The sequence below is a fragment of the Stenotrophomonas sp. Steno-Z4 genome (assembly GCF_056393145.1).
In genome coordinates this window covers 564287-580043 of the sequence record NZ_JBWJPC010000001.1, presented here as the reverse complement: position 1 = coordinate 580043, position 15757 = coordinate 564287, and the positions used below count along the sequence as shown (strand labels likewise).

General features: G+C 62.5%; 15 protein-coding genes. 10 read left to right on the top strand and 5 right to left on the bottom strand.

Annotated features, from left to right (window positions below):
• The gene (locus AC06E7_RS02575) at positions 1-810 is read right to left on the bottom strand and encodes a histidine phosphatase family protein (protein ID WP_478062842.1); all 810 of its coding nucleotides are present in this window, start codon (positions 808-810) and stop codon (positions 1-3) included.
• Positions 811-999: 189 nt separating this feature from the next.
• On the opposite strand from AC06E7_RS02575, the gene rimK reads away from it, so the two are divergent.
• The 4 genes from rimK to AC06E7_RS02555 all read left to right on the top strand — a co-directional run bounded on the left by rimK (position 1000) and on the right by AC06E7_RS02555 (position 4624).
• Complete coding sequence (gene rimK, locus AC06E7_RS02570) at positions 1000-1905, top strand: 30S ribosomal protein S6--L-glutamate ligase (protein WP_478062840.1); 906 nt, start codon at positions 1000-1002, stop codon at positions 1903-1905.
• A gap of 232 nt (positions 1906-2137) precedes the next feature.
• Positions 2138-2611 (top strand): hypothetical protein, encoded by a 474-nt coding sequence (locus AC06E7_RS02565; RefSeq protein WP_068853822.1) that lies wholly within the window; start codon positions 2138-2140, stop codon positions 2609-2611.
• Between the two features lie 8 nt (positions 2612-2619).
• Positions 2620-3297, top strand: coding sequence for a response regulator transcription factor (locus AC06E7_RS02560; RefSeq protein ID WP_017356179.1), 678 nt, complete (start codon positions 2620-2622; stop codon positions 3295-3297).
• On the top strand, positions 3260-4624 hold the full coding sequence (locus AC06E7_RS02555; protein ID WP_093533703.1) for a sensor histidine kinase: 1365 nt from the start codon (positions 3260-3262) through the stop codon (positions 4622-4624). Before AC06E7_RS02560 ends, AC06E7_RS02555 begins: the two co-directional genes overlap by 38 nt.
• Positions 4625-4713: 89 nt before the next feature.
• On the opposite strand, the gene coaE is transcribed toward AC06E7_RS02555, so the two are convergent.
• From coaE to AC06E7_RS02540, 3 genes are read right to left on the bottom strand one after another with little or no spacing between them, the layout of a single operon-like run.
• Entirely contained in the window at positions 4714-5322 is a 609-nt protein-coding gene (gene coaE, locus AC06E7_RS02550; RefSeq protein WP_478062837.1) for a dephospho-CoA kinase, read from the bottom strand.
• 7 nt (positions 5323-5329) lie between these two features.
• Positions 5330-6193, bottom strand: a complete 864-nt coding sequence (locus tag AC06E7_RS02545; protein WP_068853817.1) for a prepilin peptidase — start codon at positions 6191-6193, stop codon at positions 5330-5332.
• Positions 6194-6199: 6 nt separating this feature from the next.
• Entirely contained in the window at positions 6200-7456 is a 1257-nt protein-coding gene (locus tag AC06E7_RS02540) for a type II secretion system F family protein (protein ID WP_306987639.1), read from the bottom strand.
• Between the two features lie 356 nt (positions 7457-7812).
• Between AC06E7_RS02540 and AC06E7_RS02535 the strand changes: the two genes are divergently transcribed.
• The 6 genes from AC06E7_RS02535 (at position 7813) to AC06E7_RS02510 (ending at position 15071) form a co-directional block, all read left to right on the top strand.
• Positions 7813-8223 (top strand): pilin, encoded by a 411-nt coding sequence (locus AC06E7_RS02535; protein ID WP_478062836.1) that lies wholly within the window; start codon positions 7813-7815, stop codon positions 8221-8223.
• 117 nt (positions 8224-8340) lie between these two features.
• Positions 8341-8751, top strand: a complete 411-nt coding sequence (locus AC06E7_RS02530) for a pilin (RefSeq protein WP_478062834.1) — start codon at positions 8341-8343, stop codon at positions 8749-8751.
• A 57-nt stretch (positions 8752-8808) separates the two neighbouring features.
• On the top strand, positions 8809-10542 hold the full coding sequence (gene pilB / locus AC06E7_RS02525; protein ID WP_478062833.1) for a type IV-A pilus assembly ATPase PilB: 1734 nt from the start codon (positions 8809-8811) through the stop codon (positions 10540-10542).
• A 197-nt stretch (positions 10543-10739) separates the two neighbouring features.
• The gene (locus tag AC06E7_RS02520; RefSeq protein WP_478062832.1) at positions 10740-13799 is read left to right on the top strand and encodes a spermine/spermidine synthase domain-containing protein; all 3060 of its coding nucleotides are present in this window, start codon (positions 10740-10742) and stop codon (positions 13797-13799) included.
• A gap of 96 nt (positions 13800-13895) precedes the next feature.
• Complete coding sequence (locus AC06E7_RS02515; protein ID WP_478062830.1) at positions 13896-14381, top strand: hypothetical protein; 486 nt, start codon at positions 13896-13898, stop codon at positions 14379-14381.
• 207 nt (positions 14382-14588) lie between these two features.
• The gene (locus tag AC06E7_RS02510; protein WP_478062828.1) at positions 14589-15071 is read left to right on the top strand and encodes an SEL1-like repeat protein; all 483 of its coding nucleotides are present in this window, start codon (positions 14589-14591) and stop codon (positions 15069-15071) included.
• 123 nt (positions 15072-15194) lie between these two features.
• Here the strand turns inward: AC06E7_RS02510 and AC06E7_RS02505 are convergent, their stop codons facing one another.
• Complete coding sequence (locus AC06E7_RS02505) at positions 15195-15743, bottom strand: SymE family type I addiction module toxin (RefSeq protein ID WP_478062826.1); 549 nt, start codon at positions 15741-15743, stop codon at positions 15195-15197.
• Between the last annotated feature and the right edge of the window lie 14 nt (positions 15744-15757).

The following is a 15757-nucleotide window of genomic DNA, read 5'->3' as shown; positions in this document are numbered from 1 at the left end:
TCAGCGCGCTCCGGCCGGCGTATCCGGCGCGCCGGTGCGGCCCTGCTGCGCCAGCTCGGCAGGAACGAAGTTGGTGGTCACCAGTTCCAGCGCATCACCGGCGTCAGATGCCCGGTATTCGGTCACCCCGCAGTTGGGCACATCGCCCTCGCGGTCGATATCGAGAATCGCGCGCTCATCCAGTCCTTCCAGCAGGTACCGCATGCAGTTCACGATCACCTGATGGCCCACGACCATGACGTTGGCACCCACATGGCTGCGCTGCAGGTCGCCAATCACGCCACGCAGGCGCAGGATGACGTCGCACCAGCTCTCGCCACCGGGCGGCCGGAAATAGAACTTTCCGACCAGCTTGCGCTGCTCGGCCAACTCGGGGAACGTCGCGCGGATGCCGCTGGAGGTGTATCGGTCCAGCACCCCGAATTCTTTTTCGCGCAGGCGCTCATCCACGATCAAGGCGCTGCTGGGATGCCCAAGTACCGCCGCAACGGCCTCAGCGGTCTGGCGTGCCCGCACATAGGGAGACACCAGCACGACGTTCGGGCGATCTGCTTCGGGCATCTTCGCAACCCAGTCCGCCAGCGCGGCCGACTGACGTTCCCCCAGCGCAGAGAGGGGCACATCGGCATCGCGGTGCTCCAGTTCGATCAGCGTGATGCCTTCGGCTTCGGCGTGGTCACGCGCCACGTTGCCTGCACTCTGCCCGTGGCGAACAACCCATATCCGGTCCGGCCATCGGGCCGTGACGCCCTCCATCGCGCTTTTCTGATCCACCTGAACCTCCCGGCTGCCTGCGCGATCGCATCGCATCGTTCCAACACACGCTAGAGGGGCACTTGTTAGCCATGCGCGTAGCACCGTGAAGACCGGCTACACGTGCCCGGCCCGTGCTCCCGGTACTGCCGCCTCTGCGGCAGTGCCGGGACGTCGCGATGCCGTCATCTGCATGCGCGCGCTGCACGCTATGCTTCGCGCTTTCCCCACCCTGCACCTGCCGCGATGAAACTGGCCATCCTTTCCCGCAACAGCAAGCTCTACTCGACGCGGCGGCTGGTGGACGCGGCGCGTTCGCGCGGGCATACCGTGCGGGTGCTCGACCCGTTGCGCTGTTACATGCGCATTGCCGCAGACGGTTTCACCATGCATTACAAGGGCCGGCCCATCACCGGGGTGGATGCGGTGATTCCGCGCATCGGCGCCTCGGTGACCCGCTACGGCACCGCCGTGCTGCGCCAGTTCGAAATGATGGGGGCGGTTACCCCCAACCCGTCCGATGCCATCCTGCGGGCACGCGACAAGCTGCGCGCGCACCAGATCCTGGCGTCCAAGGGCATCGACATGCCGGTCACGGTGTTTGGCGATAACCCCGATGACACCGTGGACCTGCTCTCCATGCTGGGCCCGCCGCCGCACGTGGTGAAGCTCAATGAGGGTACCCAGGGCCGCGGGGTGATCCTGACCGAAAAGGCCAGCGCCTCGCGCGGCATCGTCGAGGCCCTGCGCGGGCTGTACGCCAATTTCCTGATGCAGGAGTTCATCGGCGAGGCCCAGGGGGCCGACCTGCGCTGCCTGGTGGTGGGCGACCACGTGGTGGCCGCCATGCAGCGCCAGGCCCCGGACGGCGACTTCCGCTCCAACCTGCATGCCGGCGGCAGCGCCCGCGTGGCCAAGGCCACCCGGGCCGAGCAGCAGGTGGCGGTGCGCTCGGCCCGGGCGCTGGGGCTGGGGGTGGCCGGGGTGGACCTGATCCGCTCCAGCCGGGGCCCGCTGGTGCTGGAGGTCAACTCCACTCCCGGCCTGGAAGGGATCGAGGGGATCAGCCAGGACGACCTGGCCGGGCGCATCATCGAACACGTGGCCGGGCAGGTGGCTTCTGCGAAAAAGCCAGCAAAATCAAAGGCATGAATTTTTATTGAAGCCGCGTGGCCGGTTTTAACACCGGTTTAATCGCCCCCGGCGTAGGCTTCAACGAACCGCAGCTCTGCCCTCCTCAGCAGATAACGGTAATCGGGAATGACTTCAGGCCCAGGCGGGATCCGTCTGGGCCTTTTTCTTCCCGTGCCATCGCTCACTTGCTGAGGTGAAGGCGAGGGAGATACATTCGGCGTTCCGTTCAGTTGACTAAGGATTGGTTGAAATGAAGCGAGTGATTCTGGCCGCCGGGACCGCGGCCCTCCTGCTGGCAATGGGCACCACCCAGGCAGCGCCGCAGGCCGAAGTGTTTGCCCGTGGCAAGCCGCTGGCAGAGCAGATGCAGCGCATCGACGTCGAAATGAACGATGGCGAGACCTATTCAGAGCTCACCCTTGAAGACCGCAGCCGGGTCCGCGCGGCCTTGGGCCGCATGCGTGGCGTGCTGGACCAGTACCCTGACCAGGCCACCATCACCGACGTCGCCAAGACCGAGCTCTACAACGACCAACAACTTGTGAACACCGTTTTGACGAAAGCGCGCGAAGATAGTCGCCAGATCTGCACCCGCGAAAAGTCGACCGGCTCACACCGTGCAACTACGCAGTGCAGGACCGTGGCCCAGCGCGAGCGGGACAAGACGTCTGCCCAGCACCAGCTTGGCACCGTGCAGCGTGTGGGCCACAACGTCATCCCTTAAGAGGTCACATGCGAATTCTTGTAATTGAAGACAACAGCGACATCGCCGCCAACCTGGGCGACTACCTCGAAGACCGCGGCCACACCGTGGACTTCGCCGCCGACGGCGTGACCGGCCTGCACCTGGCGGTCGTGCACGAGTTTGACGCGATCGTGCTGGATCTCAATCTGCCGGGCATGGATGGGATCGAGGTCTGCCGCAAGCTTCGCAATGAAGCACGCAAGCAGACCCCGGTGCTCATGCTGACCGCACGGGATTCGCTGGACAACAAGCTGGCCGGGTTCGACTCCGGTGCCGACGACTACCTGATCAAGCCGTTCGCGCTGCAGGAAGTGGAAGTACGTCTGAACGCCCTGTCGCGCCGCGGCAAGGGCGTGCAGACCCGGGTGCTGGAAACCGGCGACCTGGAATACAACCTCGATACCCTCGAGGTTCGCCGCCAGGGCAAGCTGCTGCAGCTCAACCCCACCGCGCTGAAGATCCTGCAGGCGTTGATGGAAGCGGCCCCGGCCGTGGTGACCCGCCAGGAGCTGGAAACCCGCGTGTGGGGCGAAGAGCTGCCCGATTCGGATTCGCTGCGCGTGCACATCCACGGCCTGCGCGCCGTGGTGGACAAGCCGTTCGAGGTGCCGCTGATCCAGACCCGCCATGGCATCGGATACCGCATCGCCGCCCCGGAAGCCTGATCCGGTGACGGGCAGGGGGGAGCGCCGCCGGGGCCCGTACCGGCGCCGGCTGCGCAGCCGCATCATCGTCTCATTCGTGCTGTTGGGCTTCTGCCTGACAGCACTGTTTGCCTTCGCCACCAACCTGGCCCGCGCGCGCGTGGAGAACCAGCTGGTCGAAGACGTGATGAACCGCAACATCAACGAGTATGCGCGCCGCTACTTCGCTGATCCTTCGCGCAACCCCGACCTTCCCGTGCAGCAGATGCGCGCGCGCATCGTGGGGCCGGACAAGTTCGAAGCGCTGCGCCAGGAAGAGCCGGACTGGTACGAATTCCGCGATGGCATCCACGGCCTGAGCGGCGTGGACGAGCGGGGCAACCCTTTCTCCTACAAGCTGGCGGTACGCAAGACCCCCGATGCGTGGTTCTTCCTCGCCTACGACATGACCGAAAGCCTGCGCGGCGCAGAGCAGTTGAACCGCGCGCTGTTCTTCTCGGTGCTGGTGTTCAGCGCGTTATCGCTGGTGCTGGGTTGGTGGTCGGCCTCGAAGGTGATGAAGCCGGTGTCCGACCTGGCCGCGCGCCTGCGTGCCTACCGGGGCGGTACCAGCGACCCCACGCCGTTGGCGCCACGTTTCCCCGACGACGAAGTCGGGCAGCTGGCGCAGGCACTGGACGACTATTCGGCCCGGCTGACCGAAGTGGTGCAGCGCGACCGCGAATTCAACGCTGACGTCAGCCACGAGCTGCGCACCCCGCTGGCCGTCATCCGCGGTGCCACCGAGCTGCTGCTGACCCGGCCGGACCTGGACCCCAAGGTGCTGCAACGCCTGCAGCGCATCCAGCGTGCCGAACAGCAGTGCACCGACCTGATTGGCGCGCTGCTGCTGCTCTCGCGCAACGAGCGCGGGCAGGGCAGCAGCAACGTGGCGCGGGTGGCCGAACAGCTGCTCGATTCGCACCGCGCCCAGCTGGGCGGCAAGCCGCTGGAGCTGGTGCTGGAAGGCGACCGCGAACTGGTCATCGATGCCCCGGAATCGGCACTGTCGGTGGCACTGGGCAACCTGATCGGCAACGCCGTGAAGTACTCGCAGGAAGGCTCGGTGCGGGTGCTGGTCACCGGCAACCGGGTTGAAGTGATCGACAGCGGTCCCGGCCTCAGCGCCGAAGACGCGGCCAAGCTGTTCCAACGCGGCTATAGAGGCACCCACGCCGGCCACTCGCAGGGCGGTGGTATCGGCTTGTCGATCGTGAGTCGCCTGTGCGATCTGTACGGCTGGCAGGTGAATGTGCGGCCAGGCGAAACCCGGGGCGTGGTAGCCACGCTGACGTTCGCCCCAGCGTAGCGACACGCCATGCGTGTCCCAAGGACACCCGCCCGAAACCCGGAAACATGGAACGACCATGATCTACGTGGGACACACATGGCGTGTCTCTACGCGGCAAATCGCCTGTACACGGCGTCCAAACGCTCCACTTCCGCCTGTAGATGGTCCGGGTGCCCATCATTGACCACCACGTCATCCGCCAGCGCCAGCCGCTCCTCGCGGCTGGCCTGCGCGGCAATCATCCGGTCGGCCAGATCGGCCGTGGTGCCATCGCGCTGCATCAGCCGCGCATGCTGCACCGCCACCGGCGCATCCACCACCAGAATCCGGTCCAGCCATGGGTACTGCTGGCGGCCGCCGGCTTCGGCCAGCAGCGGGATGGCCGCAATCGCATAGGGGCTCCCAGCCTGCTCACAGGTCTGCCGCAGCAGCTCGCGAATGGCAGGGTGGGTAATGGCTTCCAGCGCCTGCCGTTCCTTTGCGGAGCTGAAGATGCGCTCGCGCAATGCGGCACGGTCCAGCTGGCCATCGGCCAGCAGGATTCCGGAACCAAAGTGCGCCACGATCCGGGCCAGGCCATCGCTGCCAGGGGCAACCACGGCGCGGGCGGCCACGTCGGCATCGGCGATGGTGATGCCCAGCGCCTCGAAGCGCCGGGTTACCTCGGTCTTGCCGGCGGCGACGCCGCCGGTCAATCCAATCACGAACTGGCTCATCGCTGCCTCAGCGCAGGCCGGATACCCGCAGATACGCGTTGATCAACGGCTCGCCCCACATGAACACGATCCAGCCCGCCAGGGCAAGGTAGGGCCCGAACGGAATCGGCGTGGCCCGGTCGCGGCCGCGCGAGTACAGCCAGATCGAACCGATGATCGCCCCAAGCACCGACGAGAGCAGGATGATCGGCAGGATGCCCTTCAGCCCACACCAGGCGCCCAGCGCGGCCAGCAGCTTGAAATCGCCGTGGCCAATGCCTTCCTTGCCGGTGATCTGCTTGAACAGCCACCACACCGACCACAGCAGCAGGTAGCCGGCTATCGCGCCCAGTAGGGCGGGCTTGGCCGGCATGTACAGGTTGTCGATGCTGCCTATCAGCCCCAGCCACATCAGCGGCAGGGTGAGCTGGTCGGGCAAGAGCTGGGTGCGCAGGTCAATGCCAGACAAGGCCACCAGGAAGCAGCTCAGCACGATGGCGCCAAAGCCCTGCCAGCCAAAGCCGAACTGCCAGACGCTCGCTACCACCAGCAAGCCGGTCAACAGCTCGACCAGCGGGTACTGGATGGAGATCGGCGCATGGCAGTGGCGGCACTTGCCGCCCAGGACCAGCCAGCTGAACAGCGGAATGTTCTCGTACCAGGACAGCTTGTGCTTGCAGTGCGGGCAGTGCGACGGCTCGACCACGATCCCGGGCGGGGGTGGTTCGTAGATGTCCGGAAGCTCGAGCACCTCGCGGGCGTCGCGCTTCCACTGCCACTCCAGCCGCTTGGGCAGGCGCAGGATCACCACATTGAGGAAGCTGCCAATCAGCAACCCCAGTGCGGCCGCGGCCGGATAGCCGAGGCCGGGATGCTGGTCGAGAAATGCCATGTGCCGTTAGACCACCGAAGCCAGTTTGAAGATGGGCAGGTACATGCCGATGACCATGCCGCCGACAATGGTACCAATGAATACCATGATCATCGGCTCCAGCAGGCTGCTCAGGGCGTCCACGGCATTGTTCACTTCCTGCTCGTAGTACTCGGCCACCTTGAACAGCATGGCATCCAGCGCGCCGGCCTCTTCGCCGATGGCGGTCATCTGGATGACCATGTGCGGGAACAGGTTGATCTGCTTCATCGCCATGTTGACGGGATAGCCGACCGAGACGTCGTCCCGCATCCGCAGAACACCTTCCTCGTACACCTTGTTACCAGTAGCGCCGGCCACGATACCCAGGGCTTCAACCAACGGTACGCCGGCCCGGAAGGTCACCGCCGTCGTGCGGGCGAACCGGGCAATGGAGCTGTTGTGCATGATCTGGCCGATCACCGGCACCTTCAGGATCGTACGGTCCATGGCGTGTTGCATGGAGGGAGAACGCTTGTAGGCAAAAATGAAGCCACCGATAGCGCCACCTGCAACAAGCAGCATGAGCCACCACCAAGCCACCATGAACCTGGACAGATTGACGATCATCTGGGTGAAGGCGGGCAGTTCCGCGCCGAAGCTCTTGAACACGTCTTCGAACTGCGGGACCACCCAGACGAGCAGAATGCCGCTGACCAGGATGGCTACCGCCATCACCATTGCAGGGTAGAACAGGGCCTTCTTGATCTTGCCCTTAAGGGTCTCGATGTTTTCCTTGTAGGTAGCTACCGTATCCAGCACCGTTTCCAAGACACCCGCGCCTTCACCAGCCTTGACCAGATTGCGGTACAGCTCGTCGAACTGGACTGGGTGCTTGCTGACCGCCTCGTACAAGGACGAGCCGCCCTCGATGTCGGCGCGGACACTGTCCACCATCTTTTTCATGCGCGGGTTCTTGTGCCCGCTGCCAATGATTTCCAGCGCCGAGACGATAGGCACACCCGACTTCATCATGGTCGCCATCTGGCGGCTGAAGAAGGCAATGTCCTTGGCGCTGATAGTCTTGCCGGCCGCTCCGAAAAGCGGTTTGGGCTTGGGCTTGACCACGTTGGGCGTAATGCCCTGGCGGCGCAGCTCGGCCCTGAGCAGGTTGGCGCTCTTGGAGGGCTGCTCGCCCTTCATCTTTATGCCCCGCTTGTCGGTCCCCTCCCAGACAAACGGCTGCAACTCCATGGTGCTACGCGCCACGGGCTCTTTCTTGACGGCACTACGGCTCACAGACATACAGGCTCCCCAGCCGCGCCATCCCCAGGCGGGCTTCTGCGCCGAATGGTAGCTGGTTCCGGGCCGTCATGGCATCCCTCCCGGGCGGCAATCCGTGACCGGAGTCTGAGACCGGCACCGTCAGAAGGTGACGCAACGCGTCACAATGCCGTTTGGGTCGCAAAATACCGTGAGGGGGGTTCCAATCCTGAAGATTGCTGCCATCATTGCGCCGGGGAATGCTGGGGAGCATTGCTGAGAAGTTGGCACGCAACCTGCTTTCAACCACCCGCACGGGCGATCGCCTTGCTCAGCCGGCCCGCCGGCCAGGCCCGACCCAGTGTTCACTTTTCAAACCACCTCTAGGGGATGTACTCATGAAGAAGCAGCAGGGCTTTACCCTCATTGAACTGATGATCGTCGTCGCGATCATCGCGATCCTGGCCGCCATCGCTATCCCGGCTTACCAGGACTACGTGGTCCGCTCGCAGGCTGCCTCGGCTCTGGCCGAAATCACCCCGGGCAAGGTTGGCTTCGAGCAGGCGATTAACGAAGGCAAGACCCCGTCGCTGACCGCCACCGATGCCGGCTTCATCGGCATCACCGACAAGACCTCGTACTGCGAAGTCTCCAGCGACAAGGCCACCACCATCGTCTGCAAGGCCAAGGGCGGCAACGCAACCAAGTTCAATGACAAGACCATCACCTGGACCCGCGACGCGGCGGCTGGTACCTGGACTTGCACCTCGACCTTGGATGCCAAGTACAAGCCGGGCAAGTGCGGCTGATAGCCCGCTGACCGCTTGATTGGAAAGGCCCCTGTGAAAGCAGGGGCCTTTTTTTTGTGGCTTGAACGGGTTGGCACGAAACCTGCTCGCTTTCCGGCCAAAGAGGGGAGCATCGAAATGCAGAAGATCAAAGGCTTTACGCTCATCGAGCTGATGATCGTGGTGGCCATCATCGCTGTGCTGGCAGCCATTGCCATTCCGGCATACCAGAACTACGTGGCCAAGACCCAGGTCACCGCCGCCCTGGCCGAGATCGCGCCAGGCAAGGTGGGCGTGGAATCGGCGCTGGCAACCGGCAACGCCCCGCTGGTCACTCCCACTTATGTAGGTCTTGTCAATCCCAGTAGCCACTGCTCGACCATACTGGCATCGCTGGCCGCGGACGGCACGGCCCAGATCAGCTGCGTGGTGGTAGGCAACCCACAGGTGCTAGGAACCAGCCTGACCTTGAACCGCGACCCTGATGGTCAATGGCACTGTGCTGCGCCGGCGATTGACGAGCGACACCGACCGCGCAACTGCAATTGAACGCCCGCTGTCTGGGTTAAGCTGTAGTCCCCCGGAGCAATCAGCCGTGACGCCCCTATGAATGCAGTAGTGTCCGCAAACCTCGTCGGCATCACCGGCATCGCCCGTCGCCTGGTTCAGGATGGTGCGCTGGAAGAGGCCGCCGCACGCGATGCGATGGCCAAAGCCGCTGCCGCCAAGCAGCCGCTGCCGCAATACTTCGCCGAGAAGAAACTGGTCACTGCAGCGCAGCTGGCCGCTGCGAACGCGCTGGAATTCGGCATGCCGCTGCTGGACGTTGCGGTGTTCGACGGTGCCCAGAGCGCGATCAGCCTGGTCAGCGAGGAGCTTCTTCGCAAGCACCACGTCCTGCCGCTGTTCAAGCGAGGTGGCAAGCTGTTCGTGGGTACCAGTGACCCCACCCACTCCCTGGATGAGATCAAGTTCCACACCAACCTGGTGGTAGAGCCGATCTTGGTTGACGAAGACCAGATTCGTCGGACGCTGGAACAATGGCAGTCCAAGCACGACGCACTGGGCGGGTCCTTGGGCGGCGGCGACGACGACGGCATGGGCGACCTGGACGTGTCGGCCGGAGACGACGAGGGTGGCGGCAACGCCGAGTCCGGTCACGATGCAAAGGGCGACGACACCCCGGTGGTGAAGTTCGTCAACAAGGTGCTCGTCGATGCCATCCGCAAGGGCGCATCCGACATCCACTTCGAGCCCTACGAAGATGATTACCGCGTGCGGTTCCGCATCGACGGGCTGCTCAAGAACGTAGCCAAGGCGCCGGTCAAGCTCAACCAACGCATCGCTGCACGACTGAAGGTCATGTCGCAGCTGGATATCGCCGAAAAGCGCGTCCCGCAGGATGGGCGCATCAAGCTCAACCTGTCCAAATCCAAGCAGATCGACTTCCGTGTCAGCACCCTGCCGACCCTGTTCGGCGAGAAGGTCGTGCTGCGTATCCTGGATGGTAGCGCGGCAAAACTGGGTATCGACAAGCTGGGCTACGAGCCTGAGCAACAGAAGCTGTTCCTTGATGCCATCCACAAGCCTTATGGCATGGTGCTGGTCACCGGCCCGACCGGCTCGGGCAAAACGGTGTCGCTGTATACCGCGCTGGGCATCCTCAACGATGAAACCCGCAATATCTCCACTGCCGAGGATCCGGTCGAAATCCGACTGCCTGGCGTGAACCAGGTGCAGCAGAACGTGAAGCGCGGCATGACCTTTGCCGCCGCCCTCCGTTCGTTCCTACGACAGGATCCGGATATCATCATGGTGGGCGAAATCCGCGATCTGGAAACGGCTGAAATTGCCGTCAAGGCAGCGCAGACGGGCCACATGGTGCTTTCCACTCTGCACACCAACGACGGCCCGCAGACCATCGCGCGCCTGATGAATATGGGCATCGCGCCATTCAACATCACCAGTTCGGTCACGCTGGTGATTGCCCAGCGCCTGGCACGTCGGTTGTGCAGCAACTGCAAGCGGCCGGTGGATCTGCCGCCGAACGCACTGCTGGCCGAGGGCTTCACCCAGGCTCAGCTGGATGCCGGCATCACTTTGTATGAGCCGGTCGGTTGTGACGAGTGCACCGAGGGCTATAAGGGGCGCACGGGCATCTACCAAGTCATGCCGATGAGTGAGGAGATTTCGGTCATCGTGCTAGCCGGTGGCAACGCCATCCAGATTGCCGAGGCCGCGCAGCGGGCCGGCATCAACGATCTGCGGCAGTCCGCGCTGGTCAAGGCCGCCGCCGGCACTACCAGCCTCGCCGAAATTAATCGTGTCACCAAGGACTAAGGTCCCAGTCGCACGCCGCAGTAGCCGGGTGCGTCGCGGTCGGCGATCAGCTGGTACCATCCGGAAGCAACATCGCCCGGCGGGGAGCCGGGTTCAACACTTCAACTGCTACCCGGTACCGCCAATGCGGCGCCGTGCTTGGCTACAGACATGATGACAGGCCATTTAGCCTGGCAAGACGCAACGGGGATACACGCATGGCGTTGGTGAAGAGCAGGGCAGGTACGTGGCTGTTGTGGATATTCGTGCTGTCCGGATTCTCGGGCCTTATCTACCAGTCGATCTGGACGCAGTATCTGGGGCTCTTCCTCGGGCATTCTTCCTACGCGCAGTCGCTGGTCCTGATCCTGTTCATGGGCGGGATGGCGATCGGCGCATGGCTGGTGAGCCGCTGGAGCAGTCGCGTCCGGCGACCATTGCTTGCTTACGCCATCATCGAGGTTGTCATCGGTCTGCTCGGGCTCAGCTTCGACGGGATTTATCAAGGCCTTACGGGGTGGGCGTACGATCAGTTGCTGCCCATGCTGCCAGCCAGCCAGCTTCAGCACGCTCGCTGGGTACTGGCTGCCGCAATGGTATTGCCGCAGTGTATTTTGCTGGGCGCCACCTTCCCCCTGATGAGCGCAGGCTACATCCGTTTACGGGAGCACGCGGAAGGTCGCGTCCTTGCCGGCCTCTATTTCTCCAATAGCCTCGGTGCGGCTATTGGTGCGCTTGCGTCCACCTATGTGATGTTGCCTGCCATCGGGATGCCGGGCACCGTGTTCTCTGCGGGCCTGATCAACATTCTGGTTGCGGTGATGGTGTACCCACTCAGTAAGCGGAACGTTTCTTTGCCGGCATCTGGCCGCGCGGCGTCCGAGCGTCAAGGCGAATTCACTGAATCCATTGCTCTATCGTCCGGGGGGGCGACTTCGCCGCCCCTGCTGATCCTGGCCGTGGCCGGCCTCACCGGTGCCGCCTCGTTCGTGTACGAGATCACTTGGATCCGAATGTTGTCGCTGGCCTTGGGTACGACCATCCACTCCTTCGAACTGATGCTGGCGGCGTTCATTCTCGGAATCGCCATGGGTGGGCTGTGGCTGAAGAATCGAGCCGATAGCCTGTTGTCCCCGCTGGTGACCGCGGGCTGGATTCAAGTGTGGATGGGTATTGCGGCCTTGGGCTCGATGTTCGTCTACGCCAGTGCCTTCGAATGGGTCGGCTGGCTAATGAAGGTCATCACGCATACTGCCGAAGGCTATGGCCTGTTCAATCTGGCCAGCGCTGGCATTGCATTGCTCGTCATGTTCCCGGCAGCATTCTTTGCAGGCATGACGCTTCCGCTGCTCACCCTGGCATTGCTACGGCAAGGTCATGGCGAAAAGTCAATCGGCCAGGCATACGCATACAACACGATTGGCGCAATTGTCGGCGTCCTCGCGGCTGTTCACGTGTTGATGCCGTTGCTGGGGTTGAAGTTCGCGCTGCTCAGTGCTGCCATGGTGGATATTGCGCTTGGCTTGGTGTTGCTTGCGAAATTTGCACGGTCGGAGACCGCTTCGCGCGCGCCGGTAGTGTTTCCTGCTGCCGCCATTTCTGCGCTTGCCGTGGTCGCGTCAGCTTGGCTGGTGACCTTTGATCCGCTGGTGCTCAACTCGTCGGTGTATCGTCATGGAACGACCGTGCTGGGCGGCGGTACCCGGACAATGTTCGTCAAGGACGGTAAGACGGCAACTGTGGCCGCCTTTGAAACGGGTGAGAAGGGTCAAGAAGTTCGCATGATCTCGACCAACGGCAAGGTTGATGCCGGCATGGCGGCATCCTTGGGTCAGGCGGCCACCGCCGACGAGTCCACAATGCTGCTTCTTGCGGCAGTTCCTCTGTCCATGCGAGATCACTATGATCGTATTGGTGTGATCGGATTTGGATCGGGGCTGACTACGCACACCTTGATGGGGCACGCCAAGGTTGGAAGCGTCGATACTGTTGAAATCGAACCTGCGATGGTCGAAGGGGCGCGTGCGTTTGGCTCTCGCGTATCCCGTGCCTACACTGACCCCCGTTCCAACGTAATCATCGATGACGCAAAGGCTTACTTCGCGTCAGTCCCCCAAAAGTATGACTTGATCATTTCAGAGCCGTCCAACCCCTGGGTGGGTGGAACCGCATCGCTGTTTGGTACCGAGTTCTACCAGTACATTCCCAAGCAGCTGAATGAGGATGGGCTGTTTGTCCAGTGGCTGCAGCTTTACGAGATATCCCCTGATCTGGTCAACTCCGTCCTGTCGGCAATGCTTGCCAATTTCAAGGATGTGAAAGCATATATCGCCAATGAGAACGACCTCATTCTGGTTGCCTCTCCGCATGGCGAGGTCCCCGAACTTGGCGCTTCCATTTTCGAGCAACCGCTGCTCGCTGCTGAGCTCTCTCGCATTGGCGTAACTGACCTTGCCGCCTTGCAGAGCACGCAGGTGATGAATCGAACGGGTCTGCAGGGATATCTGACGCTTTATCCGTACAGGCTCAACTCGGACATGTATCCGATCCTTAAGCTGCAGGCACCACAAGCGCGCTTCGAACGGGCCCAGGTTACCGATTTTGCCGCCCTTGGAGCCGCGCCCTGGCCTGTAAGTCGCTGGCTTGGCGGGGCTTCACCGCGATCTGGTCCCCTGCCAGAGGGGATCGCTCGATTGGGGCTGGTATCGGCACGCCAGACCGAGGCGGCTCACGAGGTCTTTGCGACGTTGGTTGAAGGTAGTAAGGCGCCAACAAAGAGCATGTCCGATCTTGATGACCTGCAGGTTGATGCCCTTCGTGGTTTTGCATCGACCTGTGAACTTGACAGCCGACCGCAACGGAGTGTCACCCTGATTTTCTCGTTGGCGGCGGAGACCACTGCCCATCTTGATCCAGCGCGGCTTGAGCGCTTGTGGGGCAAGCCTGAATGGCTGCGTTGTTCCGTTGAAGACGAGACGGTAAGGGCGGCGCTGGATCTCGTGGCCGCCGTATCGGAAGGGCGCAACGTCGATGTCATTCGAACGGGGCTCTCGCTGTTCGACGGTCCCCATGGCAAGAATCTCGTGCGAGATCCTGTCTCCGGCCCCTACATCATGGGTTCCATGCAGTACGCGGCGCTGGCAGAAGGTGATTCGACTACCGCAAAGCAGTTGTTGCAGCGCTACTGGCTGAACCTCGATAGCAAGGCGCAGGCAAATTCTTCGCTGAGGCTACTCGCTTGGTTGGCAATGCGACCGGCGGAAACGCGGGTGCAATAACCTCTTGATGGCGCCCCGCGATGCGGGGCGCCTTTTCTTGACAATGCGTCTGGTTGCCATGGTCTGAGCACTAGCGCGCAGTTGCATCGCAACGGCATGCCTCTGCTCGCCGCAGCGATCGTATATTCAAGCCTGGCACTGTTCCTGGCTGCGTACTCACTGCCGCTGAATTCATCCGAAGACGGGTCTCTTGGTGCTATGCGGAAGAGGAGAAGTACTGTGGACGATGCGGAGCAGAGTAGGCTTGAAGACTCAATGAAGGACTGTCTCTTCTACTTCGAAGACTCGGCCAGAATCGTTGCGGCTGGCCCCGACCTAGCATTGCAGCAGTCCGAAGGTCGTTTCGCTGCCGCATGGGAGCTCAGGCAGGAGCTTTTGGTTGGAGAGTCACTGCTGCACTGGAGTGGAGTGTCGGAGAGGCTGAAACAGAGAATTGCAAGTCTGGTGGAGGCTTCGGCTGCCCTACCGGAATCCGCGTTTGCAGGGAATGATGCAAGTGAACTCTTTCATCCGTCTTGGCAGCAGGTCAGGGACGCCGCGAGCCGATTTCTCGTCGCCAGAGAGATCGAGCAGGCTGGATGAAGAGGGTGCCGCGATGGTTGGGGCTCATGCCCGGGTTCCCGTGTGCCGAAATGGCCTTGCTACTATTTGTGTTTGCAGAGGGGGCTGCAGCCGGAGATCCAGGCGAAGCGGATGGTAGATGAGGACTCAAAGCAGAAGCTCGGCGCGAGTTCAACCTGTCACATCCAATCTCGCTGCAGGTTCTCAAGGGGTGATGAGATAATCCGCATGGCTAATCTTCCAACTGCAGTAACGACCGAGTACGACCGCCTCGTCAGCGCGGATGACTGGGATGGCGTGAGGGTCCTGCTCGCGCCTCTTGTGGAGTCAGGCCTTGCTGAGGCGCTTTACCTATCGGCCATGTCGAGTCAGCCGGGCGAGAGTGAAGAGGAATTCCACGCACGTCATGTCGATTCTGTAAGAGTGGCGGCGGAATCGGGATACGCGTCTGCGCTATTCATGCAAGGCATGTATCACTTGTTCGGTGACATGGCGCCATTGGACAAGGAGTCGGCTGCAGAGAATTTTGCGGCCGCAGCTCGTCAAGGCTACCCCCCAGCTCAGTATGAGTACGGACTCTCGTTGGTACATGGGGTCGGCGTTCCCGCCGATATTTTGAAAGGGAAGAGCCTGATTCACGCTGCCGCTGCTGCTGGGAATGAAGCCGCCCAGGAGTTTGTTCGAGCCGAGGGCGGAAATGCCAGGTTATAGATGGCCACGATCGGTAAGGGCGGAGGAGGCATAACACCGTCCTGATCGTGTCGGGGTATTGGTTAGGTCAAGTGAGGCTCGGACGGACGACTGAATTCGTCACCGGCCGAAGCAATCCCGGCGCTACCGTATTGATCGGTGCTTGTGCTGCAGCTCAAGCCACAGGCTCTGCGAGGTGCGACAGAATGGCCCCAGGCGCTGGGCTAGATCGAGGTCCACGTCCTGGTCGCCAGCGAGAAAGCATTCCGCGAAGTCCTGCGATACGCCGATGGCGTGGGCGAAGTCCAGGGTGGAAGCGCCCATCGGGGCAAGGATGAGCTCGCGCACCATCCAGCCGGGGTGCTCGACGATGATGCGGCTGTCCGGGGTGGTGCGGCCCAGCTTGGCGATGTGTTTCTCGAAGGCGGTGGAGGTGCTTCGGCGCGCTTCTTCGGGGTACTCAATCAGGGTCACGATCAGCTTGCCCTGGGTTGCTTCGATGCTCACGCTTGCGCCGACTTTGAAGCCGGCGCTCTCCAGCCATCGGCCGTGTATGGACAGGCATGGGACTGTGCCGCCGTCGAAGGTGTCCATCCAGGCGTAGGTGTGTGCGCGGACGGTGTAGTGGCGCGGTCGGTCGGCCGTGGGCAGCAGGAGTTCGGGGAAGAGGGGGGTATTGCGTGGCGAGCGCATGGGGAGCCTCCGAG